Genomic DNA, 26281 nt, shown 5'->3' on the forward strand with positions numbered 1-26281 from the left:
TTTCTTACTTTTGAAAATGCTTACAAAATTCGAAAATCATCTTAACCAAAATTTTTCTTTTCTTCGCGATAAGAAGATTTTTCTTGCCGTAAGCGGCGGAATTGATAGCCTAGTTTTGCTTGAACTGTTTTATCAATTAAAATATGAGATTGCAGTTCTTCATTGTAATTTTTCATTGCGTGATTCCGAAAGTGATGGCGATGAAAATTTTGTAATTGCATCTTGTAAAAGTAAAAATATTCCAATAGTTGTTCAAAAATTTGATACGAAGCAATTTGCTTCCGATTATAAATTGTCGATTCAATTGGCTGCAAGAAAGTTACGTTACGATTGGTTTTACGAGCAACTGCGTGAGCAAAATTTCGATTATATAATTACCGCACATCATCTTGATGATAGCTTGGAAACGTTTCTTATAAACCTAACTCGTGGCACCGGAATCGACGGATTAACAGGAATTCCAAATCAGAATGATAAAATAGTTCGTCCGTTATTGTCTTTTTCAAGAGAGCAAATTGAAGTCTTCGCAAAAGAAAATGATATCCTTTGGCGCGAAGATTCAAGTAACTCTTCTAACAAATACCTCCGAAATAAATTACGCCATGATGTAATTCCTATTTTAAAAGAAGTACAACCCAATTTACTTTCATCGTTTGAAAATACGTTAGAAAATTTAAAGAAAGCACAGTCTTTGATTTACGATGCATCGCGAATTATATATAAAGATGTTGTAGCAGAAGTTGATAATCAGATTAAAATTAATAGTAAAAAATTATTGCAATTACCCAATTACCAAGCCTATTTGTACCAATGGTTAAAGCCTTATAATTTTTCTGCTTGGAACGATATTTATGATTTGGTGCATGCTCAATCTGGGAAACAAATATTTTCTGAAAACTATATTTTACTTAAAGATAGAGATTTTTTAATCCTTTACCACAATGAAAACGTAAATGATGAGAAGGAGTTTCTACTTGAGAAGAATCAGTTAGAAGTTAAAATTCCCTTAAATCTTTCGATTTGCAAGGTTGCCGACATTTCTCAAATGACTTCTAATTGTATCTTTGTTGATGAAAATAAATTACAATTTCCGTTGACACTTAGAAAGTGGAAGGAAGGAGATTATTTTTATCCATTCGGAATGCAAGGAAAAAAGAAGTTGAGTAAATTTTTTAAAGATGAAAAGTTTAGTATAATCGATAAATCTTCAACTTGGCTTTTGTGTTCTAATAATGAAATAGTGTGGGTTATTAATAAACGATTGGATGATCGATTTAAAGTAACCACCGAAACAACTAATATTTTAAAAATTTCAGTACCATAATGAAAAAAATCATAACCCTATTTTTAGTATTTATTTCAATTGCAAGTGCATCAGCTCAGATATTAAAACCTGCAAAATGGAAAACCAAAGTTGAAAAATTATCGGACACCGAATTCAATTTAATAATCACAGGAACTATTGAAGACGGTTGGCATGTATACAGTCAATATACTCCCGAAGGCGGTTCGCTTCCTATGGTTTTGACTTTTAAGGACAGTAAAGATAATTATCAATTACTAGGTAAAGCAACCGAAAGCAAGTACAAGAAAGAGTTTAGTGAAGTGTTTGAGGTTGACGAGTATTTCTTTGAAAAATCAGTAACCATAAAGCAAAAAGTTAAGGTCATAAATCCGAAAACTACTTCGATAAAACTACGATTTGAATATCAGGTTTGTAAAGATGCTTGTATTAATGATTTTGAAAATTTTACATTTCCAATTCCTGCAATTCCAGTTACAGCAAGCGCTACTGTTGAAAAGGATACCGCAGCAGTTGTTACTGCTACAACACCAATGGATACAAGTAAGGTAGAAGAAAAAGCTCAAGTTAAAGTAGATAATGCTCCAGTTAAAGTTTTGGAAGATACCTCTGAAAAAAAGGGCTTATTGACTATATTTTTTCTTGCTTTTCTTGGTGGTTTTGCAGCATTATTAACGCCTTGCGTGTTTCCAATGATTCCTATGACGGTTAGTTTTTTTACAAAACAAAGTAAAACTAAAGCACAAGGGCAGAAGAATGCTATTATTTATGGATTTTCAATTATTGCAATATATGTGGTTTTAGGATTAGCAGTGACTGGAATTTTTGGTGCTGATGCCTTGAATGCACTCTCGACGAACGTTTGGTTTAATATAATTTTCTTCGGATTACTAGTAGTTTTTGCTGCTTCATTTTTGGGAGCTTTCGAAATCATGTTGCCTAATTCTTGGGCAAATAAAGTCGACAGACAAGCCGATAGAGGTGGAATCATCGGTATATTATTCATGGCTTTAGCTTTAGCAATTGTATCTTTTTCATGTACTGGACCAATTGTGGGAACGCTTTTAGTTCAGGCTGCATCTAGTGGTGGAATTGCTCCAGTTGTGGGAATGTTAGGATTTTCATCTGCATTAGCGTTACCATTTATGTTATTCGCAATGTTTCCGGGTTGGTTGAATTCGTTGCCTAAATCGGGTGGATGGTTGAATACAGTTAAAGTTTCTCTTGGATTTTTGGAATTGGCTTTAGCATTCAAATTTTTATCCAATGCCGATTTGGTTTTGCAATTGCATTGGTTGGAACGCGAAACATTTTTAGCAATTTGGATTGCCGTTTTTGGCACTTGGGGAATTTATCTGTTAGGTAAAATAACTTTACCACACGATAGTCCATTAACCCATATTTCAGTGGGAAGATTGTCTCTTGCTTTAGTTGTTTTAGCCTTTACATTCTATATGATTCCAGGATTATTTGGTGCGCCTTTAAAATTGATTAGTGCTTTTCCTCCGCCACAAACGTATAGCGAAAGTCCAAACGGTTTTTTTGGAAATAGTGGAACATCTGTAAAAGAAAATTTACCTGAAGGTGCTGAATCTGGACCACACGGAATTACTGTTTTTACAGATTATGATAAAGGTTTTGCTTACGCTAAAAAAGTAAATAAACCTGTTATGCTTGATTTCACGGGTTATGCTTGTGTAAATTGTCGTAAAATGGAAAACAATGTTTGGTCGGATGAACGAGTTTTAAAGCTATTAAAAAATGACGTTGTATTAATTTCTCTATATGTTGATGACAAACGTGAATTACCGAAAAGTGAGCAATTTGTTTCAAAATCTACTGGTTCAGAAATAGAAACAGTTGGCGATAAATGGACTGATTTTGTAATTACACGATACAAAACCAATACACAACCTTATTATGTTCTTACTGATTTGAACGAACAAAATTTGAATAAAGCGGTTAGTTACACACCAAATGTAGAAGATTATTTGGCTTGGCTAAAAGAAGGAATTTCAAATTTTAAAAAGTAAATTTGTAATTTGTAGGTAAAAAAAATCCCATCAAAAAAATATTTTTCTGATGGGATTTTTAATTTATTAGTAATTACTTCTGATTGTGTTTTTCCTTATAAATAGTATTCAATTGGCTTTGATGGTTTTCAAAATCAATTTTTCTACCTTGAATGAAAGTTTCATTTAATTTGTTTGTTCTCATATCCAAAGCATCGCCATCAGAAATAAATAACGTGGCGTCTTTTCCAGTTTCTAATGTGCCGCACAACGAATCTATGCCTAAAATTTTAGCGGTGTTCGATGTGATTAACTGAAGCGCTTGTTCTTTTTCCATTCCAAAAGCAACACAAGTTCCTGCAAGAAAGGGAAGATTTCTAGTGTTCATACGTTCCATATCACCACTATTTTCTAAACCTACCAGAATACCTTTGTCAGTTAATAATTTGGCTAATTTAAAAGGTAAATCATAATCTTGATCATCATTTACAGGCATGCTGTGCACACGTTTTAATAAAACAGAAATATTGTTTTTCGCCAATAAATCGGAAGTTTTAAAAGCTTCGTAACCACCAACTAGTACAATTTTTTTGATTCCTTTTTCTACAAATAATTGTACTGCGTCGATAATTTGTTTTTCTTCATCGGCATGAACAAAAAGTGTTTGCGAACCATCAAATAAGCCTTTCATACTTTCTAAAACTAAATTTCGTTCCTTAGAAATTTCGCTGTTATAAGCCTTAGCATTTGCTATGAATACACTTATTTCTTCAATCTGTTTGATGTAGTCTTTGTTGGCTTCGATGATTCCATTTTCTGCACCACGACCTGTTCTAAAACTGTTAGGAAAGTTAAGATGTATTCCGTCATTTTCTTTTATCACCGCATCTTTCCACGTCCAAGCATCCAATTGTACGACCGATGATGTTCCAGAAATTCGACCGCCACGAGGCGTAATTTGCGCTGTTAATATTCCGTTAGAAAGTACAGTTTGTGTAACCGCCGATTCCGAATTATAAGCAATTAAACTGTGAATATTTGGATTAAAACTTCCAATTTCATCTTCATCATCAGACGATTTTACGGCATCAATTTCTACTAAACCTAAAGTAGAATTAGGAGCAATAAATCCAGGATAAACGTGCTTTCCTGTTGCATCAATTTTGATGTCATAGGCTGTCATATCGATTCGTACTAAAGTGGCATCTGCAACTAAAACAATTTTTCCATCTTTAAAGCTAACAACGCTATTTTCAATAACTTTACCATTTCCTAAATGCGCAGTTGCATTCATTATGATAACCGATTTAGTTTGCTTTGCAGCTGGTTTATGTTGGGCATTTAAGCTTATCGAAAAACTTAAAAATACGGTAATTATAAATAAATTTTTCATATTAATTTTCTTCTAAAGTATCACAGTGGTATTCTTTTTTCTCTTTCTTTTTAGGCTCTTGTGTAACAATTCCTTTGTTTTTTTCTTGTAACAGTTGACCTATTAATTCGTTTTTTTCATTGTTAATTGCCAAGCGTTGTTGTGCGTCTTTTACGCTATCAAAATATACAACTCCTTCGATAAGTGTTTTTTCTGCTTTGGCATAAACCGATAATGGATTGTTGTTCCAAAGCACTAAATCGGCATCTTTACCCACTTTTACACTTCCAACTTTATCATCAATATGAAGTAATTTCGCCGGATTTAAGGTTACAAATTTCCAAGCTTCTTCTTCAGAAATGTTACCATATTTTACAGCTTTTGCAGCTTCTTGATTCAATCGTCTAGACATTTCGGCGTCGTCAGAATTGTAAGCAACTAATACTCCAGCATTGTGCATAATTGGTCCGTTGTAAGGAATGGCATCGTTGACTTCAAATTTGTACGCCCACCAATCTGAAAAAGTAGATGCACCAACACCATGTTCCTTCATTTTATCGGCAACTTTATAACCTTCCAAAATATGAGTAAACGTATTCATTTTGAAATTGAATTTTTCAGCTACATTCATCATCATTAAAATCTCGGATTGAACGTAGGAATGACAGGTGATAAATCGCTCTTTATTGAGTATTTCGGCTAAGGTTTGTAACTCTAAATCAATTCGTGGCGCTTTCGATTTTTTAGTATTTGATTTATAATTTTTCCATGCCAAATCATATTCTTTAGCACGTTGAAAGTAATCGGTAAAAACCTGTTCAACACCCATTCTTGTTTGCGGAAAACGCGTCGGATTATCAATTCCCCAATTGGCTTGTTTTACATTTTCACCCAAAGCAAATTTGATAAATTTTGGTTGGTCTTTGTATAACATTTCGTCTGGAGATAATCCCCATTTCCATTTCACAATGGCCGATCTTCCTCCAATTGGATTTGCCGATCCGTGAAGCAATTGTGAGGTTGTAACTCCACCAGCTAAATCTCTGTAAATGTTTATATCATCCGAATTTACTACATCTTCAATCGTAACTTCTGCTGTTGAGTTATGTCCAGATTCATTCACACCGCGTGAAATTGCAATATGCGAATGCTCGTCAATAATACCCGAAGTTAAATGTTTTCCTTTCGCGTCAATTATTGTAGCATTGGCATCAGAAAGATTTTTAGCAATAGCAACAATTTTTCCATTCTTAACTAATACATCTGTTTCTTCTAGAATTCCTTCTTTTTCATTGGTCCAAACCGTTGCATTTTTAAATAACAACGTTTGCTGAACTAATTTTTGATTGTTTCCAAAAGGTAAATTTGGATAAGTTACTGGAAAAATTTTAAGTGGTTTTTCTACTTCAACAGTATCCTTTTTTATTTCAAATGGAGTAGTTTTTTTTGCAGTCCATCGTACTTCATCACCATTATTTTGAATGGCTTTACCATATAAATTGTCAACGTTTTCAATATAACCTGATAACCTACTTATAGAAGGATTTACTGTATCTTTCGATCGAATCATTAAAGTAAGCCAATTGTTCGAAATCGTTAATTTGGAATTTACTTTCTTTTCGTTTGCCGATTTTATTTCAACTTTAGGCGAGGCAATTTTGCCATCAATTTTCATTTTATAGACATCGTTATCGATTGTCAAATCATAACTTCCTCTAATATCTTTAACATTAAGGTCATTTACAACGTACTTTGTTCCTTGTACCCAATTTTCAAATAAGGTAGTTTCTTCGTCAAATAGTTCACCAGAAGTAATTACAAAATTAGCATAACTACCTACTTTCAGACTTCCAATTTCATTACTTTTTCCTAGAATTGAAGCCGGAATTGTGGTTAACGATTCTAATGCTTTGGTTTTATCGAATCCTAGTTTTATTGCTTTTAGCAAATTGGTTCTAAAATCTTCAATTTTTTTCAATTTATCAGTAGTCAAAGCAAATACGATTCCGTTTTCAGATAGAATTTTTGGATTTGTTGGTGCTTGATTCCAAAAACGTAAATCGCTCAATTCCATTTGACTGGCCTGATAACTGTTGGAAACATCGTAGGCTTCTGGAAAGTTAATCGGAATTATGAATTTTGCATTGGTTTTTTTGATTTCGTCAATGCGTTCAAATTCATCTCCTGAACCTTTTAAAATGTAATTAATCCCGAATTCTTTTCCAATTTTTGCTGCACGTAAACTGTTTAATTTGTCTTCGGTTGCAAAAATCTGAATTAGTTTTTCGTTCTTTGTTAAGGCTTCCAATGATAAATCGGTAGTTTCAGAATTTCCTTTTTTATACCAATCCAAATCGTAATACATTTGGCGTAACAATGCCATCATTCCCATTAACGAACTAGGATAGGATTGATCTGAAGCTACACTTCGGGTAAATCCAAAATGATTAGAAACCGAGTTGGTTATAATTTTACTATTTTCAGATGAATTATTTAACGCAATAAGCGAACCTGTTCCTCTAGCCACACCGTCTTGAACATGTGTTCCAACCACTCCAAAACCAAGTTTTAAAAACTCCTCGGCTTTTTTAGAGTCATATTTAAATGATTCGAATGCATTCACTTCTGTTCTAATGTGCTCATTCCAGTAAAATCCTTTCCGTTTGGAATCGTATAGCGGACTTGAATCGGAGCTATTGGCTGACTTAGGTTTGTCCACTCCAAAATTGGTGTAAATATCAATAAACGATGGATAAATTGATTTTCCATCAAGATTTACTGTAATACAATTTTTAGGAATTGTGACCGAAGTTCCAACTGCAATTACTTTTCCGTCTTGAACGAGTAAAGTAGCTTTTTCTAGCACTTGTGTTGGAGTTACAAAAATTTTAGCGTTCGTAAAAGCGGTAAAATTTTTGCTTTTGTTTTTGATACTTTCATTATTTGGAAAGTATTCTTGAGCTGCAATTTTAGGAATAAAAAGGCTCAGAAAAATTAGAAATAGAAATTTTTTCATAAATTGGTTGGTATAATTGATAAAAGTAAAAAAGGTTTTAAGAATAAAAAATTTTTATGAGTTGTTTTTGCTATTTCAATTTTAATTTTTACTGCAATGAATTGAAAATGAATTAAATTAAGCTTATTTATTTGATAATTTATTTTTTTTTAGATATTTGTAAAATAAAATATAAGCCATGTTAGTAAAAGTATTTGGAAGTGCCGTTTTCGGTGTAGAAGCCACAACCATAACCGTAGAAGTGAATATTGATAAAGGTGTTGGTTATCATCTTGTAGGATTGCCAGACAACGCCATAAAAGAAAGTAGTTATCGTATTGCGGCTGCTTTAAAAAATAATGGTTATAGTTTACCAGTTAAAAAAATAACTATAAACATGGCGCCAGCCGATTTACGAAAAGAAGGTTCTGCCTACGATTTAACTCTTGCAGTAGGAATTTTGATTGCTTCTGGACAAATAAAGGGCGATGATTTAGACCAATACATGATTATGGGTGAGCTCTCGCTCGACGGTGGATTGCAACCGATAAAAGGTGCTTTATCTATTGCAATAAAAGCTAAAGAAGAAGGATTTAAAGGTTTTTTTCTTCCGAAGCAAAATGTGAAAGAAGCCGCAATCGTATCGGGATTGGATGTTTACGGAATTGAAAATGTAACCGAGGTCATTGATTTTTTTGAAGGAAAAGGAACATTAGAACCAACGGTAATTGATACTCGAGAAGAATTTTATAAGGAATTGGATTTTCCAGAATTTGATTTTTCAGATGTAAAAGGTCAAGAATCTATTAAGCGATGTATGGAAATTGCGGCTGCTGGAGGACATAATATTATTTTAATTGGTCCGCCAGGTTCTGGCAAAACTATGTTAGCCAAACGATTGCCAAGTATTTTACCGCCAATGACATTGAAAGAAGCATTAGAAACAACTAAAATTCACAGTGTTGCTGGAAAAATTAAAGACGCCGGATTGATGAGTCAACGACCTTTCCGAAGTCCGCATCATACCGCTTCCAGTGTGGCGCTCGTTGGTGGTGGAAGTTATCCGCAGCCCGGAGAAATTTCGTTATCGCACAACGGAGTTTTATTTTTAGATGAGTTACCAGAGTTTAAACGAGAAGTACTTGAAGTAATGCGACAACCTTTGGAAGATAGAGAGGTTACTATTTCTCGAGCCAAATTTACTATTACGTATCCATCATCTTTCATGTTGGTTGCAAGTATGAATCCGAGTCCCGGTGGTTATTTTAATGATCCAGATGCGCCTGTAAGTTCCTCTCCAGCCGAAATGCAACGTTATTTGAGCAAAATTTCTGGACCACTTTTAGATCGAATTGATATTCATATTGAAGTTACTCCAGTTCCATTTGATAAACTCACCGAGACCAGAAAAGCCGAAAGTAGTGTAGATATTAGAAAACGTGTAACAGCAGCAAGAGAAATTCAATCCAAAAGATTTGAAGAGTTTGAAAACATTCATTATAATGCTCAAATGAGTTCGAAACAAATTAGAGAGTTTTGTGCCTTAGACGAAGCTTCTTTGCAACTATTAAAAACTGCAATGGAAAAATTGAATTTGTCAGCAAGGGCTTTTGATAGAATTTTAAAGGTAGCTAGAACGATTGCCGATTTAGAAGTTGCAGATGTTGTAGTTGCTCATCATATCGCTGAAGCCATTCAGTACCGAAGCTTGGATAGAGATGGTTGGATGGGATAATTATTAAATCTGTTTTATGAGATATGTTATTTTTAATTTATTTTTTGTATTGACTTCAATTTGTGTTTTTGCACAAAATATACCAGCGGTAAGTTCGGGGAAAATTGAACGTATCGAGAATTTTAATTCGAAATTTGTTTCCAATAGAAATATCGATATTTGGTTACCTGAAGGTTATTCTGAAAATAAAAAATATTCTGTTTTGTACATGCACGACGGACAAATGCTCTTTGATGCGGCAACAACTTGGAATAAGCAAGCATGGGAAGTTGATGCGGTTGTTTCAAAACTTATATCAGAAAATGCAATTGAAGAGCTTATTGTAGTTGGTATATGGAACGGAGATAAAACAAGACATATTGATTATTTTCCGCAGAAGCCTTTTGAAAGTCTACCTAAAAGTGAGCAAGATTCTTTGTACAATGCTAATAGAAGTAATGGCTCTAGCGTTTTTAATGGTAAAGTAAAGTCGGATGATTATTTGCAATTTATTGTTAAAGAATTAAAACCATATATAGACAAGAACTTTTCAGTTTATAAAGATAGAAAACACACCTATATTGCCGGAAGTAGTATGGGCGGATTGATATCACTCTACGCTATTTGTGAATATCCTACAATTTTTGGTGGTGCAGCTTGCATTTCTACGCATTGGCCTGGAATTTTTTCTTTAAAAAACAATCCAATTCCTAATGCTTTCTATGCTTACCTTACATCAAATCTTCCTAATCCTAAAAATCACCGTATTTATTTTGATTATGGCACAGCAACTTTAGATGCAATGTACGAACCATTGCAATTAAAAATTGATGAAATCATGAAGTCTAAAGGTTTTGATGACACTAATTGGATTACTAAAAAATTTGAAGGTGAAGAACACAGTGAAAAAGCTTGGCGTAAACGTCTACACGTTCCAATTGAGTTTTTGTTGAAAAAATAGTGACCTACTTTTAAGAAAATTTATAATATCGTGCACCGACTAATACTGGATTTTCATTTTCAATAAAATCTAAATAAAATTCATTTTTAGGTTGAAGTACCGATTCTTTTCGTTCTTTTTTGTGCAATGAAATGTAGGTTCCAAAATCAATTTCGTGACTGTTATTTAATGTTTCAAATAATGGAACTTTGGCAATGGCTTCTTGCCAATTTTCTTGAATTTTAGCTTCAAATACTTTGGCTTTTGATCCGCTACCGTATGCAATAAAACCAAACATTTTGTTATTAATATTGGTTTCGTTTTGATAATGATAGCAAAGCGTAGACAACATTCCTAAGAAGATAGAGCCCGTATACATATTTCCAATTTGTCCCGAAGCTATCTCTGATGGAAAAATAGTTTTGTTTACAAAATCTAGATATTCTGTCGATTTTGAAATTACTTTTACATCGTCGGTAAGTTGATTTTCTTTTGCAAATATCTCTACAAATGTGCGTCTTGCCTGAAAACAATAGGGTAGATGCATCAAAATGTTTTCCCAAGATTGGTATAGCTTATCGGTAGTATTGGTTATTTCTTTGTAATGATTGTAGGCTTCTGTTATTCTGTTGATGTAGCATTGGTTGGAATATTGACCGTCAAAAACAGGTTGTTCTTTGTAAAATGCAATTTCGTTTTCTAAAATTCCGAACCATTCTGGATTTTCTGAGGTATTTAATATGTCGTTTTTAGCAACATATCTGCGTGGTTTAAAAAAGTCGAAAACACCTTGTGTTGCAACGCCAACTTCTTGTGAAAATGCTAAAATTTTTGGATTAGAAGTTAGTAACATGGCAATTGCTCCAGCGCCTTGGGTATATTCACCAGTTGAATTTAGATCATATTTAGCATTGTCTGTAGCAACTACTATGGCTTTTTTTGTTGGATTTAATCGGATGAAATCTAGATTAACCTGAAGTGCATCTACAGCGCCAATGCACGCAAATGTCATATCAACCACATCGCAATTGCGAAATGCTGCTTCACCAAATTGCTGTTCTAAAAGTTGAACGATGTAAGAGGCAATTGGTTTGGAAGCGTCTAAACCACTTTCTGAACCCACATATATTCTTGAAATATCTTTTGGTTGTAAATTTTCTTGTTGAATGAGTTTGTAAACGGCATTGGCGGCAAAAGTTACTACATCTTGATGAACGTCAGGGAAACTCATTTTGTGAAGTCCTAAACCTTTAATGAGTTTTTCGGGTTCAATATTTCTATTTTGTGCAAGAGTTGTTATAGGTAGATGTAATTTTGGTATGTCAAATGCTATGCTGCTTATTCCTACTTTCATTAGTTTTTTTCAAATTGGTTCACACAAATTTATAAATTGGTTTTCTAATTATGATTTAACAATTTATAAATATTGACTTCCCGCAGTCGATTTACGAATGTGATAAAAAAATGTCGATGAAATTTCAGATTTTGTATTTTTAGCACTTTTTTTAGCCCAGATAGAAGTGAAAAGCAAAAGTTCAAGAAAGAATAATTTTGCATAAAAAAAGAGCGACCAACGGAAGCTCCTTTTTTTATATTTTGCAAAATATTCTTTCTTGAACTTTTCCTGTAACGGATAGCTGGAAGTTGCTCCTAAAGATCTAAACCGTATTCTTGAAATGTATTTCCTTGATTTATATCGCCTGAAGCGTAACCTTTTTTGAACCAATATTTACGCTGTTCTGATGTGCCGTGAGTAAAAGTATCGGGTTGTACGTGTCCTTGCATTTTACTTTGAATAGCATCGTCACCAACGGCATGCGCAGCCGAAAGTGCTTCATCGATATCGCCTTCTTCAATATATTTTTGATTGTATTTTGCCCAAACTCCTGCATAAAAATCGGCTTGTAGTTCTAAACATACCGATAGTTTATTGGCATCGGCTTCGGACAGTCCTTGTTGAGCTTGACGCATCTTACGAGATGTACCTAATATGGTTTGTATGTGATGTCCAACTTCATGTGCTATTACATATGCCGTGGCAAAATCGCCTCCTTTGGCACCAAAACGCGTTTTTAATTCTTTAAAAAATTCTAAGTCCATGTATACTTTTTGATCTCCTGGACAATAAAAAGGTCCTGATGCCGCTGTGGCACTTCCACAAGCTGTTTCTACAGCGTCTGAAAACAAAACCATTTTTGGTTGTTCATAAGTCATGTTGTTTTCTTGAAAAATTTGGTTCCAAGTATCTTCGGTGTAAGCGAAAACGGTTTTGGCAAAATCGCCAGTTTCTTTTTGTTCGGCAGTAAGTTCTATGGGTTCGCCAGATTGCTGTGATTGTTGGCTTTGTTGATTTTGAAGTGTATCTACAAATGGTGCTGCTTCGGGGAAAAATGCTTTAACAAGTAGAAAAACAATGGCTATAAGACCACCACCTACTACTGTTTTTCCTCCGCCAGACATGCCGCGTCTGTCTTCTACGTTATCACTTTGTCGGTTTCCTATCCATTTCATAATTTGTTGTTTTTAGGGTTTAACTTAAATTTTTAACCATTTGGTTATTATTTTTTCTAGGGTTTCTTTAATAATTGGTTTTGAGGTGTAATCGTTCATGCCGCTTTCAATGCATTTTTCTTTTTCGCCAATAACGGTTCCAGCGGTAATTGCAATTATAGGTATGTGTTTGCCTTTTTTAGTTTTTCTAATTTTTACTGTCGCCTCATATCCATTCATTTCGGGCATTTGCACATCCATCAATATTAAGTCGGGTTGTATTATTTCAAATTTTTCAACTGCCTCTTTACCATTATTTGCTAAATATATTGAACAATTTGGAATAATTTGCTTGACTAAAGTCTTGGCAAGAAGCATGTTTATTTTGTTGTCTTCAACTACTAGAATTTTATAATTTTCTTGCCCAAAATTATTTTGTACTTCTTTAATTTCACTTGAATTGGGTTGTGATGTTGTTTCGTCAGAACTTTCGTTAGATGTTTTTAATAATATATCAAAATAAAACTGACTTCCTTTATTTTCCTCACTAATTAGTTTCAATTTGCTGTTCATTACAGCAAGTAATTTATTGGAAATTGTTAAACCTAATCCGGTTCCTCCAAAGCGTCTTGTTGTGGAATTATCACCTTGCGAAAAAGCATCAAAAATGATGTTTTGAAATTCTTTTTTTATTCCGATTCCGGTATCGGTTACAGAGAAACGAATGGTACTGTGATTATCGTCTTGGTGTTCCAACAGCTCTATTGATAGTTTTACAGAACCTTCGATTGTAAATTTGATGGCATTACTCAATAAATTTACAAGTACTTGCTTAATTCTAACAATATCAAACCAGGCGAAAGTTGGAACTTGCGAATCGATATAAATCTCTATTTGTAATTGACGTGTATTGGAATCATATTTGATCAATTCAATGACTTGATTCGCCAATTGCGAAACGTTGTATTTTTTAATATCTAAAACAAGTTTTCCTGATTCTATTTTAGAAAAATCTAAAATGTCGTTTATAATTTCCATCAAAGTATTGGCCGATTGGTTGATGGTATTCATGTAACTTTTTTGGATTTCTTCTAATTTTGTATTTTTCAATAAGTTAGTAAATCCTATTATTCCGTTCAAAGGTGTTTTAATTTCGTGACTCATGTTGGCTAGGAATTCTGATTTAGCTTTGTTTGCAGCTTCAGCATATTCCTTAGCTTTTATAGCATCATCGGTTGCTTTCTTTTGAGTGATATCAATAAAAATTCCTTCAATATAATCAATTTTGTCACCGTTGTAAATGGTATCTCCAAACTCTTCAACCCATACTATTGAACCATTTTTATGAATGATTCGGTATTCTGAATGAATTTTTTGTTTGGTTAAAACAGCATTATTGATTTCATTTTTTAATCGGGTGTAATCGTCGGGATGTATTAAATCGGAAAAGAATATTTCATTTTGTAAAAATGCTTCTTTAGGGTAACCTGTCAAATTTACTATTTCGTCATTAAGATATAGTTTTGTCCATTTTTCATCATAATTAGATAAATATACCGTGCCTGGAATGTTGTCGGCAAGTAACCTAAATCTTTTTTCGCTTTCTAATACTGTTTTTTCATTTTCATTACGTTCTATCGCTGAAGAAAGGTTATTTATTAAGATTTGAAGAATACTAATTTCGTCTTCTGTCCAAATTCGCTCAATTGTTGAATCGTCGAAAACTACAATACCATAAAGATTTTGATTGATGTATATTGGAAAAAAAAGTATCGATTTTATTTTTAATTCGTCTAGAAAAGCTTTCAACGGTTGTGATGAAATTTCGGAAACTAAGGAAGCAAAATATTTCTTTTCATCAAATGCTTCCAGTACTAGTTTTATTACGCCATGCGGTACCAATTTCAATTTTTCATTAGGCTCGGTAAGTCCGTTGATGGTTTTGAGCCAACGAAATTTTTGAGTCAAAACATTTTGATTTTCTTGGTTTTCAAAAAACGATAGTCGGTCAACATTTATAAAATGACCAATAGAGTTCAAAGTATCTTTAATTATTTGGTCGGTACTTTTATTATTTAAAAATTGAGAACTGTTTCTTGCAATTATCGAAAGCATTTCGTTTTTATAAGCAAGTCGCGCTTCGGCTTGTACTCTTTGACTAGTTTCTATAGCTATTGCAATAAAATCGGATATTGATCTGGCAAAATTGATGTCTTCATTATCCCAATACTTGATTTTGGTTGTTGATTCGATACACAATACACCAATAAGTCTTCCGTTAAGATATATTGGAGTGTCAAGTAAGGATAATGCTTTTTCTGTTTTGAAATAGTTTTTGAAAAATTCTTGGAATGCATTGTCAGCAAATAAATCTGATATTACAATTTGATGTACACTTTGTATTTTTTCAAAATAGTTAGGATATTCCTGCTTATCTAATGTAAAACCGTTTTCAAAAAGATTTTTATTGGAAATATATTGATTTTGACATACTAGTTTTTCGTTTTGATATTCCCAAAAACCAACTCGATTGACATCAATTTTTTGGGCTACATTTTCAAGTATATAAGGTAAAATGCTTTCAAAGCTGTTGTTGTTATTGTAACTTTTTGCTGTAAGTGTTTTGATGAAGTCGTTATATTTTCGTATCTTTTTTTCTTTTCGAGCCGTGTCAATTTCGATTTGTTTGATCAAGGTGATGTCTCTAGCAATTGCTGAATAACCGATTATTTCGTTAAACTGATTTACTTTAATACTAATGTTTTGCGACAGCCAAACCGTTTCTCCAGATTTGTTTACTGCTGGAAAAATTAGTGTTGAAAACTCATTTATGGCAATACTATGGTTGTAAAAATCTAAAACTCTTTTTTTGTAATCTTTACGTATTAAATCTTTAAAGTGAAGCTGATACAGTTCATTTAAAGTATATCCTAATATTTTTTCAGAATATTTATTAATGTAGGTGTATTTTCCTTGTAAATCGGTTTCAAAAATAATGTCTGTTGCGTTTTCAATTAAATTTTTATATCGATTTTGGATTTGAACCTGTTGTGTAACGTCTTGACCGATACTAATTATTAAGTTATTTGAAAATTTTTTATCTTTCCATTGTATGTGTTTATACTCACCATTTTTGCACCTTAAAATCTGAGTATGTAAATTGTTTTCTGAAATGTTTTCATCACTAAAATCGATAAATGGTTTGTTTTGAGTGAGTTTCCAAAAATTGCTACCTAAAACTTCCCCAGGATTATACCCAAGAATTTCTAGAATAGATTCACTACAAAATGTTACTTCACCAGATTTATTTATCGCGATTGTTAATGAATTTCCTTTGTTTACAATTTCATCGGCAAAAATAAATTTATTTTTTTCGTTGCTTAAGGTTATGTAATGAATGTAATTAATTACGGAAATAATAACGCTGTAGCTAAAAAGTATTACAATTGTTTTAAACGGAATAATTTCAAAAACTGAAGATACTAACAGAAAAACTATATTTATAATAGCTAAAATCCAGTAATACTTTAGCGGTTTAATGATAGAAAACCCAAAGAAAAAACAAACGATAAGAGCAATTATGGGGATTAAATCTGTTTGATGAAGTATTATGTTTTTGATTATCAAAAGATAATAAATAAAATAAATACTGATAAAAATGATTCGAATATTTTTAAATAAAAAACTGTTGTTTTTACTTAAAATATAAAGCAACAGAAGTGATGCTCCAATTGTAATATTTGTTGAAAGCAGACTTTGCGGACGAATTTTAAAAAGCTCTAATACAATTTCAATAAGTATTATGAGTGAACCCAAAAAAAACAAATACAACTGATATTCATTATTATTGGTATTTATTTCTGAATATTTTTCGTAAAGCTTGAGTTTAAGTTTCGACTTAATTTTAACCGATTTGTAAAATAGCAGTCCTAGGATTAAAAATAAAACTATTTTTAAAAAAATTAAAAAATTAGTTTCATTAAAAATTCCTACACTAGTATGTTGAAGTTGAAACATATACAATTGGTTTACAAAACAGCTTTGTCTACTTCTTAGAATTACTACTGAAATATGAATGTAAAAGCTTTTAAAGTGTGAATTTAACTTTTTTAAGTTAATCCGTTACGAAATAGTAACTATAATTGAATAATTAATTTAATATTAAGTTAAATTCAGATTTTTTATAAAAATCCCCATCTAAAACCTGTGTAAATATCACCTTGCTTGCTATCGCTTGCCAAAGCAGTTATTATTGAACTTGATCCAAGAAAGAATCCTCCAATTCTAAATCCTATTCCGCTACTAAAACCAGAAATTTCGGTATTAGAAATTGGTGCAAACACTTCAAAAAAACCAGTTGTAAATCTTGGCGTAATTGTAAATAAATTCTGAGCAGTTATTTGATCATTAGCACTGTTGTCATTAACTCTTCTTTGTAAATAACCGGTAATAAATAGTTTAGAAATCAATTTTACATCAGCATAAGCAGAAAATGTAGTTGGAAGTTTTACAGTGAAATCTTTTTTATTTCTAGAAGCATCAGTACCTAAATAGCCTTCGTTAATTAAAATTGTTTCAACTTCTTGTAAGCTTTCAATATTTTCAAATTGATTTAAATTCAAACCTTGTGGATTATCAAGCGTTGATTGAATATTTAAAACATAATTTGTTGAAAAATTATTATCATCTTTAAATGTCATCGAACCAATATTTCTAATGCTCATTCCAGCATTGATTTTATATTTATTCTGATTTTTTTTCGGATTATTTTCAGGTTGGTCTTTCCATTGATAGTTAATTCCAATATCGCCAGAAAATCCATTTAATCCGCCTGCAATTGATTTGGTATAGTCGTTAAAATTTGAAAAACTTTCAGCTAAACCACCCGAGTAAGCTACGTTTAGGTTTACATCAGAAACGTTATTTAAAAAAACTTGTCCTCCTGTATTTGTAATTGTTCCATTAAACTTATCTAAACCTAAATTTGAATACGAACCTGGAAATAAAAGTTTAAAAGTTGCTCCTACATTAAATTTATGAGTTGCAGTATTGAAAACATTTAATGCGCCAGATAATCCAATTTCACCCCAGGTTGTTCCGCTTAAACGTTGGTTGTAATCGTTGCTGATTGTGTTTGAACCAAATAAACTATTTAAACCTGAGTTTACTAAACCGTCGGCTAAATTGGGATCGACATCAATAACATCCAATTTTCCAGTAATTTTAGAAGTGATTGCAACAGCAAGTTTTTTAAATTTCATACCAAAACTCGGTCCGTAAATCTCAGAATCAATTTTTAAATTTACTGGAGTATTTCCTGTAAAAAGTATCGATTCCAAATCAGTATCAGAAAAAAGGTCGCTAAAACCAATTTTGTTATTTGCTACATTGGCACTAATCGAATACAATCCAACTTCAAAAGTATTGGACATGTTAACCAACTCGGCAGGATTATTGGATACAGATATCACACCAACGCGATTAGAGGTATTTAAACCTGCAAAATGTTCTTGTGCGTAGTTGATGTAACTGGTTAGTATAACAATTGGGATAAGTATTTTTTTCATAATAGTTTTTTTATAGGTTATAGTTTAGGTAACGTAAATATATAAATTTTAGTTTAAACTGCATTCCAAATTGCATCTATTGGAGTAGGTGCTATAATTTCGATATTTTCTTTAGAAACCGGATGAATAAAAACCAATTTTCTTGCATGAAGATGAATACCACCGTCAGGATTACTTCGGTCAAAACCGTATTTTAAATCGCCTTTAATTGGGCATCCAATGGCTTGTAATTGCGCTCGAATTTGATGATGGCGACCTGTATGAAGATTGATTTCTAGAGCAAAATAATTATTCAATTCCTTGATGATTTTATAATCCAAAGAAGCCAATTTACTATCTGGAACTTCGTTCAAATGTGCTTTAGAAGTATTATTTTTTTCGTTTCTTTTTAGATAATGAACCAATTTATCTTCGGTTTTTGGTGGTTTGTTTTTAACAACTGCCCAATAGGTTTTTTGAGTTTCTCTTTTACTAAAAAGTTCATTTAAACGAGTTAAAGCCTTACTAGTTTTAGCAAAAACTACAATTCCAGTTGTTGGTCTGTCGAGTCTGTGAACCGTTCCTAGAAATACTTCTCCAGGTTTATTGTATTTATCTTTTAAAAACTCTTTTACAACATCAGATAATGGTTTATCGCCAGTTTTATCACCTTGAACTATATCTCCAACGCGTTTGTTTACCACAATAATATGATTGTCTTCGTGAAGAATTTGAAGGTTAGATTTGTCGGAAACAATTTTCAAAATAAATTAATTAGATTGTTGGATTTTTAGATTGTTGGATTTTTAATGTAGTACGGAATTTAGATGTCATTTTTATAATTATATCTAAATTATAAAGTAATTCGTCTAATTTTGACTGATTTATATATCCTAAATCAAAAGCTATTAACAATTGAGTTTCAATTTCATAAATTGAACCAATGGCTATTTCAAGAAATCTTGCAAAATCTTTATTACTGCTTCTAGAACAACCTTCTGCAATATTTGAAGGCAGTGAAACAGATGCTCTTCTAAGTTGATTAGTCAAGCCGAATTTTTCATTATCAGGAAAATTAGATGTCACTAAATATAATTGCGAACAAAAAGATCTACTTAATTTCCAAATCTCTAAATCTTTAAATCTATGCATAAATCAATTGTTCTACTAATCTAAAAATCCAATAATCTAAAAATCTGCTATCTAATATTGCTCACTAGCATTCGGAAAATCTTTGCTTTTCACATCGGTAACGTATTGGCTTATTGCGCCAGTCATTTGATCATACAAATCCAAATAGCGTCTTAAAAATCTTGGACTGAATTCGTTATTCATTCCAAGCATGTCGTGAATTACCAAAACTTGTCCATCAACACCGCCACCAGCACCAATTCCAATAACTGGAATAGAAATACTTTGTGCCACTTTTTCAGCTAAATGTGCCGGAATTTTTTCTAATACTAAAGCAAAACAACCTAATTTTTCAAGTAATTTGGCATCTTCCATTAACTTTTCGGCTTCAGCTTCCTCTTTAGCACGAACAGTATATGTTCCGAATTTATAAATAGATTGTGGTGTCAATCCCAAATGTCCCATAACTGGAATTCCAGCGTTTAAGATTTTCTTGATAGAATCTTTAATTTCGCTTCCACCTTCTAGCTTCACTGCATGTCCGCCACTTTCTTTCATGATTCTGATAGAAGATCGCAACGCTTCTTTAGAATCAGATTGGTAACTACCAAATGGTAAATCTACAACTACCAACGCGCGATCAATTGCTCGAACTACGCTTGAGGCATGGTAAATCATTTGATCTAAAGTAATTGGTAATGTAGTTTCGTGTCCGGCCATAACATTACTGGCAGAATCACCAACCAAAATAATATCGACGCCAGCAGTATCAACAATTTTTGCCATGGTATAATCGTAAGCTGTGAGCATCGAAATTTTCTCACCATTGGCTTTCATTTCAATTAATGACTTTACTGTAATTCTTTTGTAATCTTTTTTGGCTACTGACATTTGATTAGTTATTTAAGTTTGTAAAAGTAGTAAAACATATTCTTATGAAACAAAAAAAATGGGCTCGATATACATCAAACCCATTTTAAAATAAATATAATAAAGAATGTTATTTTTTTAAATCTGTAAATTTCTCATCTGCTGCAAAAGCTGGATTTGTTTTTTCAACAACCAATTCCTTAGCAACTTTAAATTCAGCAGTTTTTTTAGTATTTAAAGAAGATGTTCCAACCGCAACTTTATACGATCCTGCTTCGGCAATCCATGCATTTTTCGAAGCAACAAATGAAGCTAAATCTTTAGCATTTAATGCTAATGTTATGGTTTGACTTTCTCCAGGTTGTAATAAATTGGTTTTTGCAAACGCTTTCAATTCTGAACTAGGCTTGTCGGTATTTTTAGCTGGAGCTGAAAGATATAATTGAACTACTTCTTTACCAGCAACTTTGCCTGAATTCTTAACAGTTACAGTAACTGATATTTTATTAGAAAAAGAGGTAGAGCTTAATTTTAATTCAGAAAAATCAAAGTTAGTATACGATAATCCGTAACCAAATTCATAAGCTGGCTTTACTCCAAACGTGTTGAAATATCTGTAACCAACATACACTCCTTCTTCATAAGTTACGCTGGTTGGGTTTTCAGCAGGTGTTCCAATCCAGTTTTTAGCTGATGGTGTATCTTCATATTTTACAGGAAATGTCATGGTTAGTTTTCCCGAAGGATTTACTTTTCCTGAAAAAACATCGGCAACAGAGTTTCCTCCTTCTTGTCCAGGTTGCCATGGTAAAAGAATTGCATCTACTTTATCGCTCCATGAAGCCGTTTCAATAACGCCACCAATATTTAAAACAACAACAACTTTTTTACCTTTGGCATGAAAAGCTTCAGCTACTTTATTGATTAACGAAACTTCATCTGCAGCTAAATTAAAATCTTCATCGATAACTCTATCACCAGCTTCACCAGCATTTCTTCCGATAGTGATTAATGCAATTTCTGAAGTAGCAGCAGTTTTTTCGATAAACGTTTTGCTCAATTCTAATTCTGATAATCTTTTTGGAGTTGCCAACAAACCACCTTCTTTTTTACGACGTTCCATTTCTTTTTCTTTTTGGCCGTCGGTGTACGGTTTGTAAACATTTTCCAAATCTTTTTCGATAGAAAAACCGGCATTGGTCAATCCGTCAATTAACGAAATAGAGTAGGCTTCGTTAACATCGCCACTACCTGTTCCTCCAGAAAGAAAGTCATACGAAGTAACTCCAAAAACGGCTACTGGTGAAGACTTAGAGCTAAAAGGTAATGTGTTTTTATCATTTTTCAATAAAATTGTTCCTTCCGATGCTGCATCTCTTGTTACTTTTGCATGGGCTTTCAAATCAGGTTTGTTAGAATAAGAAAACTTACTCATTGATGGCGATTTTAATGCCAATTCTAATATTCTGCTCACGTCTCTATCTACAACTTCTTTTGATAATTTTCCACTTTTTATATGGTCTAAAATGGCTTGTTTTTGAGAAGGTAAACCAGGCATTAATAAGTCATTTCCTGCATCCAATTGCGCTTTTACATTGCTAACCGACTTTGGAGAAAATGGTTCCATAAAGCTTTTGTAACCACCAAACCAATCGGTCATAACCAAACCTTTAAAACCCCATTCGTTTCTTAAAACTTTGGTTAATAAATCGTTATTTTCCGATGCAAAAATTCCATTAATCGAATTGTAAGACGACATTACCGTCCAAGGTTGCGCTTCTTTTACAGCTATTTCAAAACCTCTTAAGTAAATTTCTCGCAACGCTCTTTCGCTTACATGAGCATTAACACCCATTCTGTTGCGCTCCTGATTGTTCACAGCAAAATGTTTTATTGATGTTCCAACGCCATTCGATTGAATTCCATTTACCATAGATGCCGCAATTTTTCCTGTTAATAGTGGATCTTCTGAATAGTATTCGAAGTTTCTACCGCATAACGGATTTCTATGAATATTCATTCCTGGTCCAAGAATGACATCAACGCCATACTCTCTTACTTCATTGCCCATCGATTTTCCAACTGAATTTATCAATTCTGTATTCCAAGTTGATGCTAACGATGTTCCTACTGGAAATGCTGTGGCATAATAAGTGGATTTATCTTTTTCACGAGTTGGATTTATACGTAAACCTGCTGGTCCATCAGCTACAACTACCGACGGAATTCCCAATCTTTTTATTTCCAATGTTCCTCCTGCAGCGCCAGGAACTTTTCCTAAATCAGCTTCTGGATTAAATGTAAACTTAATTGGATCAAAACCCGGCATTCCAATGCCTGAAAGCATGTTGGCTTTTTCTTCAAGGGTCATTTTACTTAGTAAATCTTGTACTCTTTCTGTTATTGAAAGTCGGTAATCTTCGTATTTATCAAGTTTTCCGTTGCTATTTAAATCTTCAAATGTAAATCCGTTTAGGGTTACAATTGGGTAAATAGGATCATTTTTTAAATCGTTATTTTTCCATGCTATACTTGAAAGAACAAGCGCTGTTAAAAGCGAAGTCTTTGCAAATTTGTTAAGAATTGGTTTTTTCATTTGGTTAATTTTAAATGTTAAATAATTTTATTGCTTCATTATGAAGCAATATTAATTATATTTTTTCGATATTTGTAAAAAAAGTGTACTTATTTTTAGATTATACTGTTTTTAACTGTTAAAATAGTAATCAATTTTGTATTTTTGTAACCAATTTAAGACAATGGAGTTTAAAAAAATATTAGAAGAAAGATCTGACAAAGCTTGGGAAATTTACATTCCCAATTTATCAATTGACTGCGTTGTATTTGGTTTTCATAATGCTACTTTAAAAGTTTTAGTAACCAAAATCAAAGATCAAGATTTGTGGGCGCTTCCTGGAGGTTACGTTCTAAAAACTGAAAATCTAAGAGATGCTGCCTCGCGAATTTTATATAGTAGAACTGGCGCAGATAATATTTATTTACAGCAGTTCCGAGTTTTTGGAGATTTAAACCGCTCGGAAGGTTTTTTTGAAGATTATGATGATACATTATGGAATAAACAGCGATTTTTATCAATCGGATTTTATGCTTTAGTAGATTATTCGAAAGTAAATTTGGTTGTAGACGATATTTCTGATGCTTGTGAATGGCGAAATATTGATGAATTACCAGAATTCATGATGGATCACCGACAAATTTTTGATAAAGCGTTGATCACGTTACGCAAACAATTATTTCACAAACCTATTGGATACAGCTTGTTGCCAGAAAAATTTACAATGCCTGAACTTCAAAAATTGTATGAAATAATTCTGAATAAAAAATTAAATAGAGGCAATTTCTATCGAAAAATGCTTCGTTATGATATTCTTGAAAAATTGGATGAAAGCCGCAAAGGTGGTGCACACAAAGCTCCAGATTTGTATAGATTTGATGTTCAAAAATATGAATTGGCGCTTAAAAATGGCTTTAATGAAGGATGGTAATTCTTTTTTTAACTGTAACATTTTTATCTTCCGTAGTACTAATTTATTAGATGTAAATTTTAAAATAGTACTAGCATGGAAAATTCTAAAAAATGGATTAAAACCAACGAATTAAGTTATGCTTTTGAAGTTGATGGAAAACCAATTGGGACATTAGAAATTAGTTATACTAATTTTGATAGAAAAGCACTATTCCTTATCCATAACCAAAAATTTACTTTAAAGTACAATGGTTTTTGGAAAAGCAATTTTGAAATTAAAGATGAAAATGATACTGTAATTCTTAAATCATTTACCGAAAAATGGTACGCCAATTCTACTATTTTAGAGTATAAAGGAATAAAGTTCAAATTAAAAATTAGAAATAATCCACTAGCTGAATATGTAATTTTTGAAGATGACAAAGAAATCCTAGCCTATGGATTAACTACAAATTCAGGGAAAGCAATTGTTAGAATTAATTCCGATACTTCTGATTTTCTTTTCGATTACCTGTTATGGTCTGTTTTTGTACCAATAGCTCAAGAAAATATGGGCGATAATTTTGTATTTCAAAGTTTATTAATGAATCAATAATCGGTACTTATGAAACGTATTTTACTCTTATTTGTTATTCTTTTTGGAATTTCGGGTAACGCTCAAAATCAAGACGTACAAAAAACGATTGAAGATTTCTTTGTGGCTTTTCATGCAAAAGATACGTTGAAATTAAAAACCATTTGTTCTGATAAAATCATTTTGCAATCCATTCAAGAGAATGCAAAAGGAGGAAAATTATCAGATGAATTAGCTTCTGAATTTTACAAATCCATAGCTTCAATTCCAGCAAATTTTAATTTTAAAGAGAAGATTTTGAGTTGTTCTATTCAAGTCGATGGCACAATGGCGCACGCTTGGACGCCTTATGAATTCTACATAAATGATAAATTCAGTCATAAAGGCGTGAATGCTTTTACACTTTTTAAAGAAAATGGTATTTGGAAGATTATTTATGTTATTGATACTAGAAGAAAGTAATTCTGTAATTTTGCATTCTAATTTAATTGCAAATTGAAAAACATTCTTATAATTGACGACGAAGAAAAACTTCGCGGACTTCTGGCTCGAATAGTAAAATCGGAAGGTTTTGATGTAATTGAAGCAGGCGATTTAAAGTCGGGTTTTAAGAAATTAGAACAAAACGAAATCGACGTAATCTTATGTGATGTAAAACTTCCAGACGGAAACGGCGTGGACTTTCTTGAAAAAATTAAAGCTAATTTTCCTTTAGTTGAAGTAATTTTGTTAACTGCTTTCGGCAAGATATCCGATGGAGTTCAAGCCATGAAAAACGGCGCATTCGACTATATTGTAAAAGGCGATGATAACGATAAAATCATTCCACTTTTATACAAAGCCATCGAAAAATCGCAATTGCAAAAGAAAGTAAAACAGCTTGAAAAACGAATCTCCGATAAATATTCCTTTGATACCATAATCGGAAAATCTAAAGCGTTAGAACAAATCATTGATTTAGCTAAAAAAGTCGCCAAAACCGATTCGACCGTTTTATTAACAGGTGAAACCGGAACTGGAAAAGAAGTTTTTGCACAAGCGATTCACGAAAATAGTACTCGTGTTGGAAAATCATTTGTAGCCTTAAATTGCAGTACTTTTAGCAAGGAAATTTTAGAAAGTGAATTATTCGGACATAAACAAGGCGCTTTTACAGGAGCTTTGAAAGATAAAAAAGGTTTTATAGAAGAAGCAAACGGTGGCACTTTATTTTTAGACGAAATTGGAGAGATGCCCATCGATTTGCAAGCTAAATTACTCCGTGTTTTAGAAACTAATGAGTACATTCCTGTTGGAGAAACGACTTCCAAAAAATCTAATTTCCGTTTAATAGCAGCAACAAATCGCGATCTAAAAACCGAAAGTGAAAACCATACATTTCGTTCTGATTTGTATTTCCGATTGAATATTTTCGAAATTGTAATTCCGCCATTGCGTGAACGTGTAAAAGATATTTCACCGTTAACCAATTATTTTGTCAAGCAATTTTCTGAAAAAACCAATAAGAAAGAACTTCAAATTGCACCAGATTTTCTTCAAAAATTAGAAATTTATCATTGGCCAGGAAATGTTCGGGAACTAAAAAACATAATTGAACGCTCGGTTATTTTAGCGGATGATGTCTTAACTCAAGATGTTTTGCCCTACGAAATTCAGCACCAGCAAGGGAATTCAAATAAAACAATGTCGGCTTTTTCAATGCAAAGTATTGAGAAACTGCACATTCAAAAAGTGTTGAATTACACCAAAGGAAACAAGGCAGAAACCGCAAGATTGCTAGAAATCGGAATTGCAACTTTATACCGAAAAATTGATGAATTCGGATTATAACTTTTAAGAAAATTCAA

General features: G+C 32.5%; 18 protein-coding genes. 8 read left to right on the top strand and 10 right to left on the bottom strand.

Annotation, left to right across the window (positions count from 1 at the left end; translation table 11 throughout):
* Positions 1–16: 16 nt before the first annotated feature.
* Both tilS and ACZ098_RS14700 read left to right on the top strand, forming a co-directional pair.
* Positions 17–1324, top strand: coding sequence for a tRNA lysidine(34) synthetase TilS (gene tilS / locus ACZ098_RS14695; protein ID WP_487312522.1), 1308 nt, complete (start codon positions 17–19; stop codon positions 1322–1324).
* The gene (locus ACZ098_RS14700) at positions 1324–3336 is read left to right on the top strand and encodes a protein-disulfide reductase DsbD family protein (protein ID WP_487312523.1); all 2013 of its coding nucleotides are present in this window, start codon (positions 1324–1326) and stop codon (positions 3334–3336) included. Before tilS ends, ACZ098_RS14700 begins: the two co-directional genes overlap by 1 nt.
* A gap of 73 nt (positions 3337–3409) precedes the next feature.
* Here the strand turns inward: ACZ098_RS14700 and ACZ098_RS14705 are convergent, their stop codons facing one another.
* Positions 3410–4708: an amidohydrolase family protein gene (locus ACZ098_RS14705; protein ID WP_487312524.1), complete on the bottom strand. Its 1299-nt coding sequence runs from the start codon at positions 4706–4708 to the stop codon at positions 3410–3412.
* Between the two features lies 1 nt (position 4709).
* Positions 4710–7703: an amidohydrolase family protein gene (locus ACZ098_RS14710; RefSeq protein ID WP_487312525.1), complete on the bottom strand. Its 2994-nt coding sequence runs from the start codon at positions 7701–7703 to the stop codon at positions 4710–4712.
* Between the two features lie 178 nt (positions 7704–7881).
* Between ACZ098_RS14710 and ACZ098_RS14715 the strand changes: the two genes are divergently transcribed.
* Together ACZ098_RS14715 and ACZ098_RS14720 are read left to right on the top strand one after the other, a co-directional pair.
* Positions 7882–9417, top strand: coding sequence for a YifB family Mg chelatase-like AAA ATPase (locus tag ACZ098_RS14715; protein ID WP_487312526.1), 1536 nt, complete (start codon positions 7882–7884; stop codon positions 9415–9417).
* A gap of 16 nt (positions 9418–9433) precedes the next feature.
* Positions 9434–10357 carry an alpha/beta hydrolase gene (locus tag ACZ098_RS14720; RefSeq protein ID WP_487312527.1) on the top strand — a complete coding sequence of 308 codons (924 nt, stop codon included), beginning with the start codon at positions 9434–9436 and terminating at the stop codon, positions 10355–10357.
* 10 nt (positions 10358–10367) lie between these two features.
* Here the strand turns inward: ACZ098_RS14720 and ACZ098_RS14725 are convergent, their stop codons facing one another.
* The 8 genes from ACZ098_RS14725 to ACZ098_RS14760 form a co-directional block, all read right to left on the bottom strand.
* Entirely contained in the window at positions 10368–11690 is a 1323-nt protein-coding gene (locus tag ACZ098_RS14725) for a hydroxymethylglutaryl-CoA synthase family protein (RefSeq protein WP_487312528.1), read from the bottom strand.
* Positions 11691–11986: 296 nt separating this feature from the next.
* Complete coding sequence (gene ypfJ, locus ACZ098_RS14730) at positions 11987–12847, bottom strand: KPN_02809 family neutral zinc metallopeptidase (RefSeq protein ID WP_487312529.1); 861 nt, start codon at positions 12845–12847, stop codon at positions 11987–11989.
* A gap of 24 nt (positions 12848–12871) precedes the next feature.
* The gene (locus ACZ098_RS14735; RefSeq protein WP_487312530.1) at positions 12872–16843 is read right to left on the bottom strand and encodes a PAS domain S-box protein; all 3972 of its coding nucleotides are present in this window, start codon (positions 16841–16843) and stop codon (positions 12872–12874) included.
* A gap of 164 nt (positions 16844–17007) precedes the next feature.
* Positions 17008–18393 carry a hypothetical protein gene (locus ACZ098_RS14740; protein WP_487312531.1) on the bottom strand — a complete coding sequence of 462 codons (1386 nt, stop codon included), beginning with the start codon at positions 18391–18393 and terminating at the stop codon, positions 17008–17010.
* A gap of 53 nt (positions 18394–18446) precedes the next feature.
* Entirely contained in the window at positions 18447–19136 is a 690-nt protein-coding gene (locus ACZ098_RS14745) for an RluA family pseudouridine synthase (RefSeq protein ID WP_487312532.1), read from the bottom strand.
* Positions 19137–19146: 10 nt separating this feature from the next.
* Positions 19147–19524 (bottom strand): four helix bundle protein, encoded by a 378-nt coding sequence (locus ACZ098_RS14750; protein WP_487312533.1) that lies wholly within the window; start codon positions 19522–19524, stop codon positions 19147–19149.
* Positions 19525–19575: 51 nt separating this feature from the next.
* Entirely contained in the window at positions 19576–20394 is an 819-nt protein-coding gene (gene panB, locus ACZ098_RS14755; protein WP_487312534.1) for a 3-methyl-2-oxobutanoate hydroxymethyltransferase, read from the bottom strand.
* Positions 20395–20503: 109 nt separating this feature from the next.
* Positions 20504–22969 (bottom strand): glycoside hydrolase family 3 N-terminal domain-containing protein, encoded by a 2466-nt coding sequence (locus tag ACZ098_RS14760; protein WP_487312535.1) that lies wholly within the window; start codon positions 22967–22969, stop codon positions 20504–20506.
* A gap of 163 nt (positions 22970–23132) precedes the next feature.
* Here ACZ098_RS14760 and ACZ098_RS14765 point away from each other — a divergent pair, with 163 nt between their 5' ends.
* The 4 genes from ACZ098_RS14765 (at position 23133) to ACZ098_RS14780 (ending at position 26264) form a co-directional block, all read left to right on the top strand.
* Positions 23133–23879, top strand: a complete 747-nt coding sequence (locus tag ACZ098_RS14765) for an NUDIX hydrolase (protein ID WP_487312536.1) — start codon at positions 23133–23135, stop codon at positions 23877–23879.
* A 75-nt stretch (positions 23880–23954) separates the two neighbouring features.
* Positions 23955–24455: a hypothetical protein gene (locus ACZ098_RS14770; protein WP_487312537.1), complete on the top strand. Its 501-nt coding sequence runs from the start codon at positions 23955–23957 to the stop codon at positions 24453–24455.
* Between the two features lie 9 nt (positions 24456–24464).
* The gene (locus ACZ098_RS14775; protein WP_487312538.1) at positions 24465–24896 is read left to right on the top strand and encodes a nuclear transport factor 2 family protein; all 432 of its coding nucleotides are present in this window, start codon (positions 24465–24467) and stop codon (positions 24894–24896) included.
* Positions 24897–24929: 33 nt separating this feature from the next.
* Positions 24930–26264 carry a sigma-54-dependent transcriptional regulator gene (locus tag ACZ098_RS14780; RefSeq protein WP_487312539.1) on the top strand — a complete coding sequence of 445 codons (1335 nt, stop codon included), beginning with the start codon at positions 24930–24932 and terminating at the stop codon, positions 26262–26264.
* The last annotated feature ends 17 nt before the right edge of the window (positions 26265–26281 follow it).

It is taken from the genome of Flavobacterium sp. SP2, from assembly GCF_057626655.1.

Coding starts and splice junctions, on each gene's coding strand:
- ACZ098_RS14720 (WP_487312527.1), top strand. CDS start 9,434: ATGAGATATGTTATTTTTAATTTATTTTTTGTATTGACTTCAATTTGT.
- tilS (WP_487312522.1), top strand. CDS start 17: ATGCTTACAAAATTCGAAAATCATCTTAACCAAAATTTTTCTTTTCTT.
- ACZ098_RS14700 (WP_487312523.1), top strand. CDS start 1,324: ATGAAAAAAATCATAACCCTATTTTTAGTATTTATTTCAATTGCAAGT.
- ACZ098_RS14750 (WP_487312533.1), bottom strand. CDS start 19,524: ATGCATAGATTTAAAGATTTAGAGATTTGGAAATTAAGTAGATCTTTT.
- ypfJ (WP_487312529.1), bottom strand. CDS start 12,847: ATGAAATGGATAGGAAACCGACAAAGTGATAACGTAGAAGACAGACGC.
- ACZ098_RS14705 (WP_487312524.1), bottom strand. CDS start 4,708: ATGAAAAATTTATTTATAATTACCGTATTTTTAAGTTTTTCGATAAGC.
- ACZ098_RS14760 (WP_487312535.1), bottom strand. CDS start 22,969: ATGAAAAAACCAATTCTTAACAAATTTGCAAAGACTTCGCTTTTAACA.
- panB (WP_487312534.1), bottom strand. CDS start 20,394: ATGTCAGTAGCCAAAAAAGATTACAAAAGAATTACAGTAAAGTCATTA.
- ACZ098_RS14740 (WP_487312531.1), bottom strand. CDS start 18,393: ATGAAAAAAATACTTATCCCAATTGTTATACTAACCAGTTACATCAAC.
- ACZ098_RS14765 (WP_487312536.1), top strand. CDS start 23,133: ATGGAGTTTAAAAAAATATTAGAAGAAAGATCTGACAAAGCTTGGGAA.
- ACZ098_RS14725 (WP_487312528.1), bottom strand. CDS start 11,690: ATGAAAGTAGGAATAAGCAGCATAGCATTTGACATACCAAAATTACAT.
- ACZ098_RS14775 (WP_487312538.1), top strand. CDS start 24,465: ATGAAACGTATTTTACTCTTATTTGTTATTCTTTTTGGAATTTCGGGT.
- ACZ098_RS14715 (WP_487312526.1), top strand. CDS start 7,882: ATGTTAGTAAAAGTATTTGGAAGTGCCGTTTTCGGTGTAGAAGCCACA.
- ACZ098_RS14710 (WP_487312525.1), bottom strand. CDS start 7,703: ATGAAAAAATTTCTATTTCTAATTTTTCTGAGCCTTTTTATTCCTAAA.
- ACZ098_RS14735 (WP_487312530.1), bottom strand. CDS start 16,843: ATGTTTCAACTTCAACATACTAGTGTAGGAATTTTTAATGAAACTAAT.
- ACZ098_RS14770 (WP_487312537.1), top strand. CDS start 23,955: ATGGAAAATTCTAAAAAATGGATTAAAACCAACGAATTAAGTTATGCT.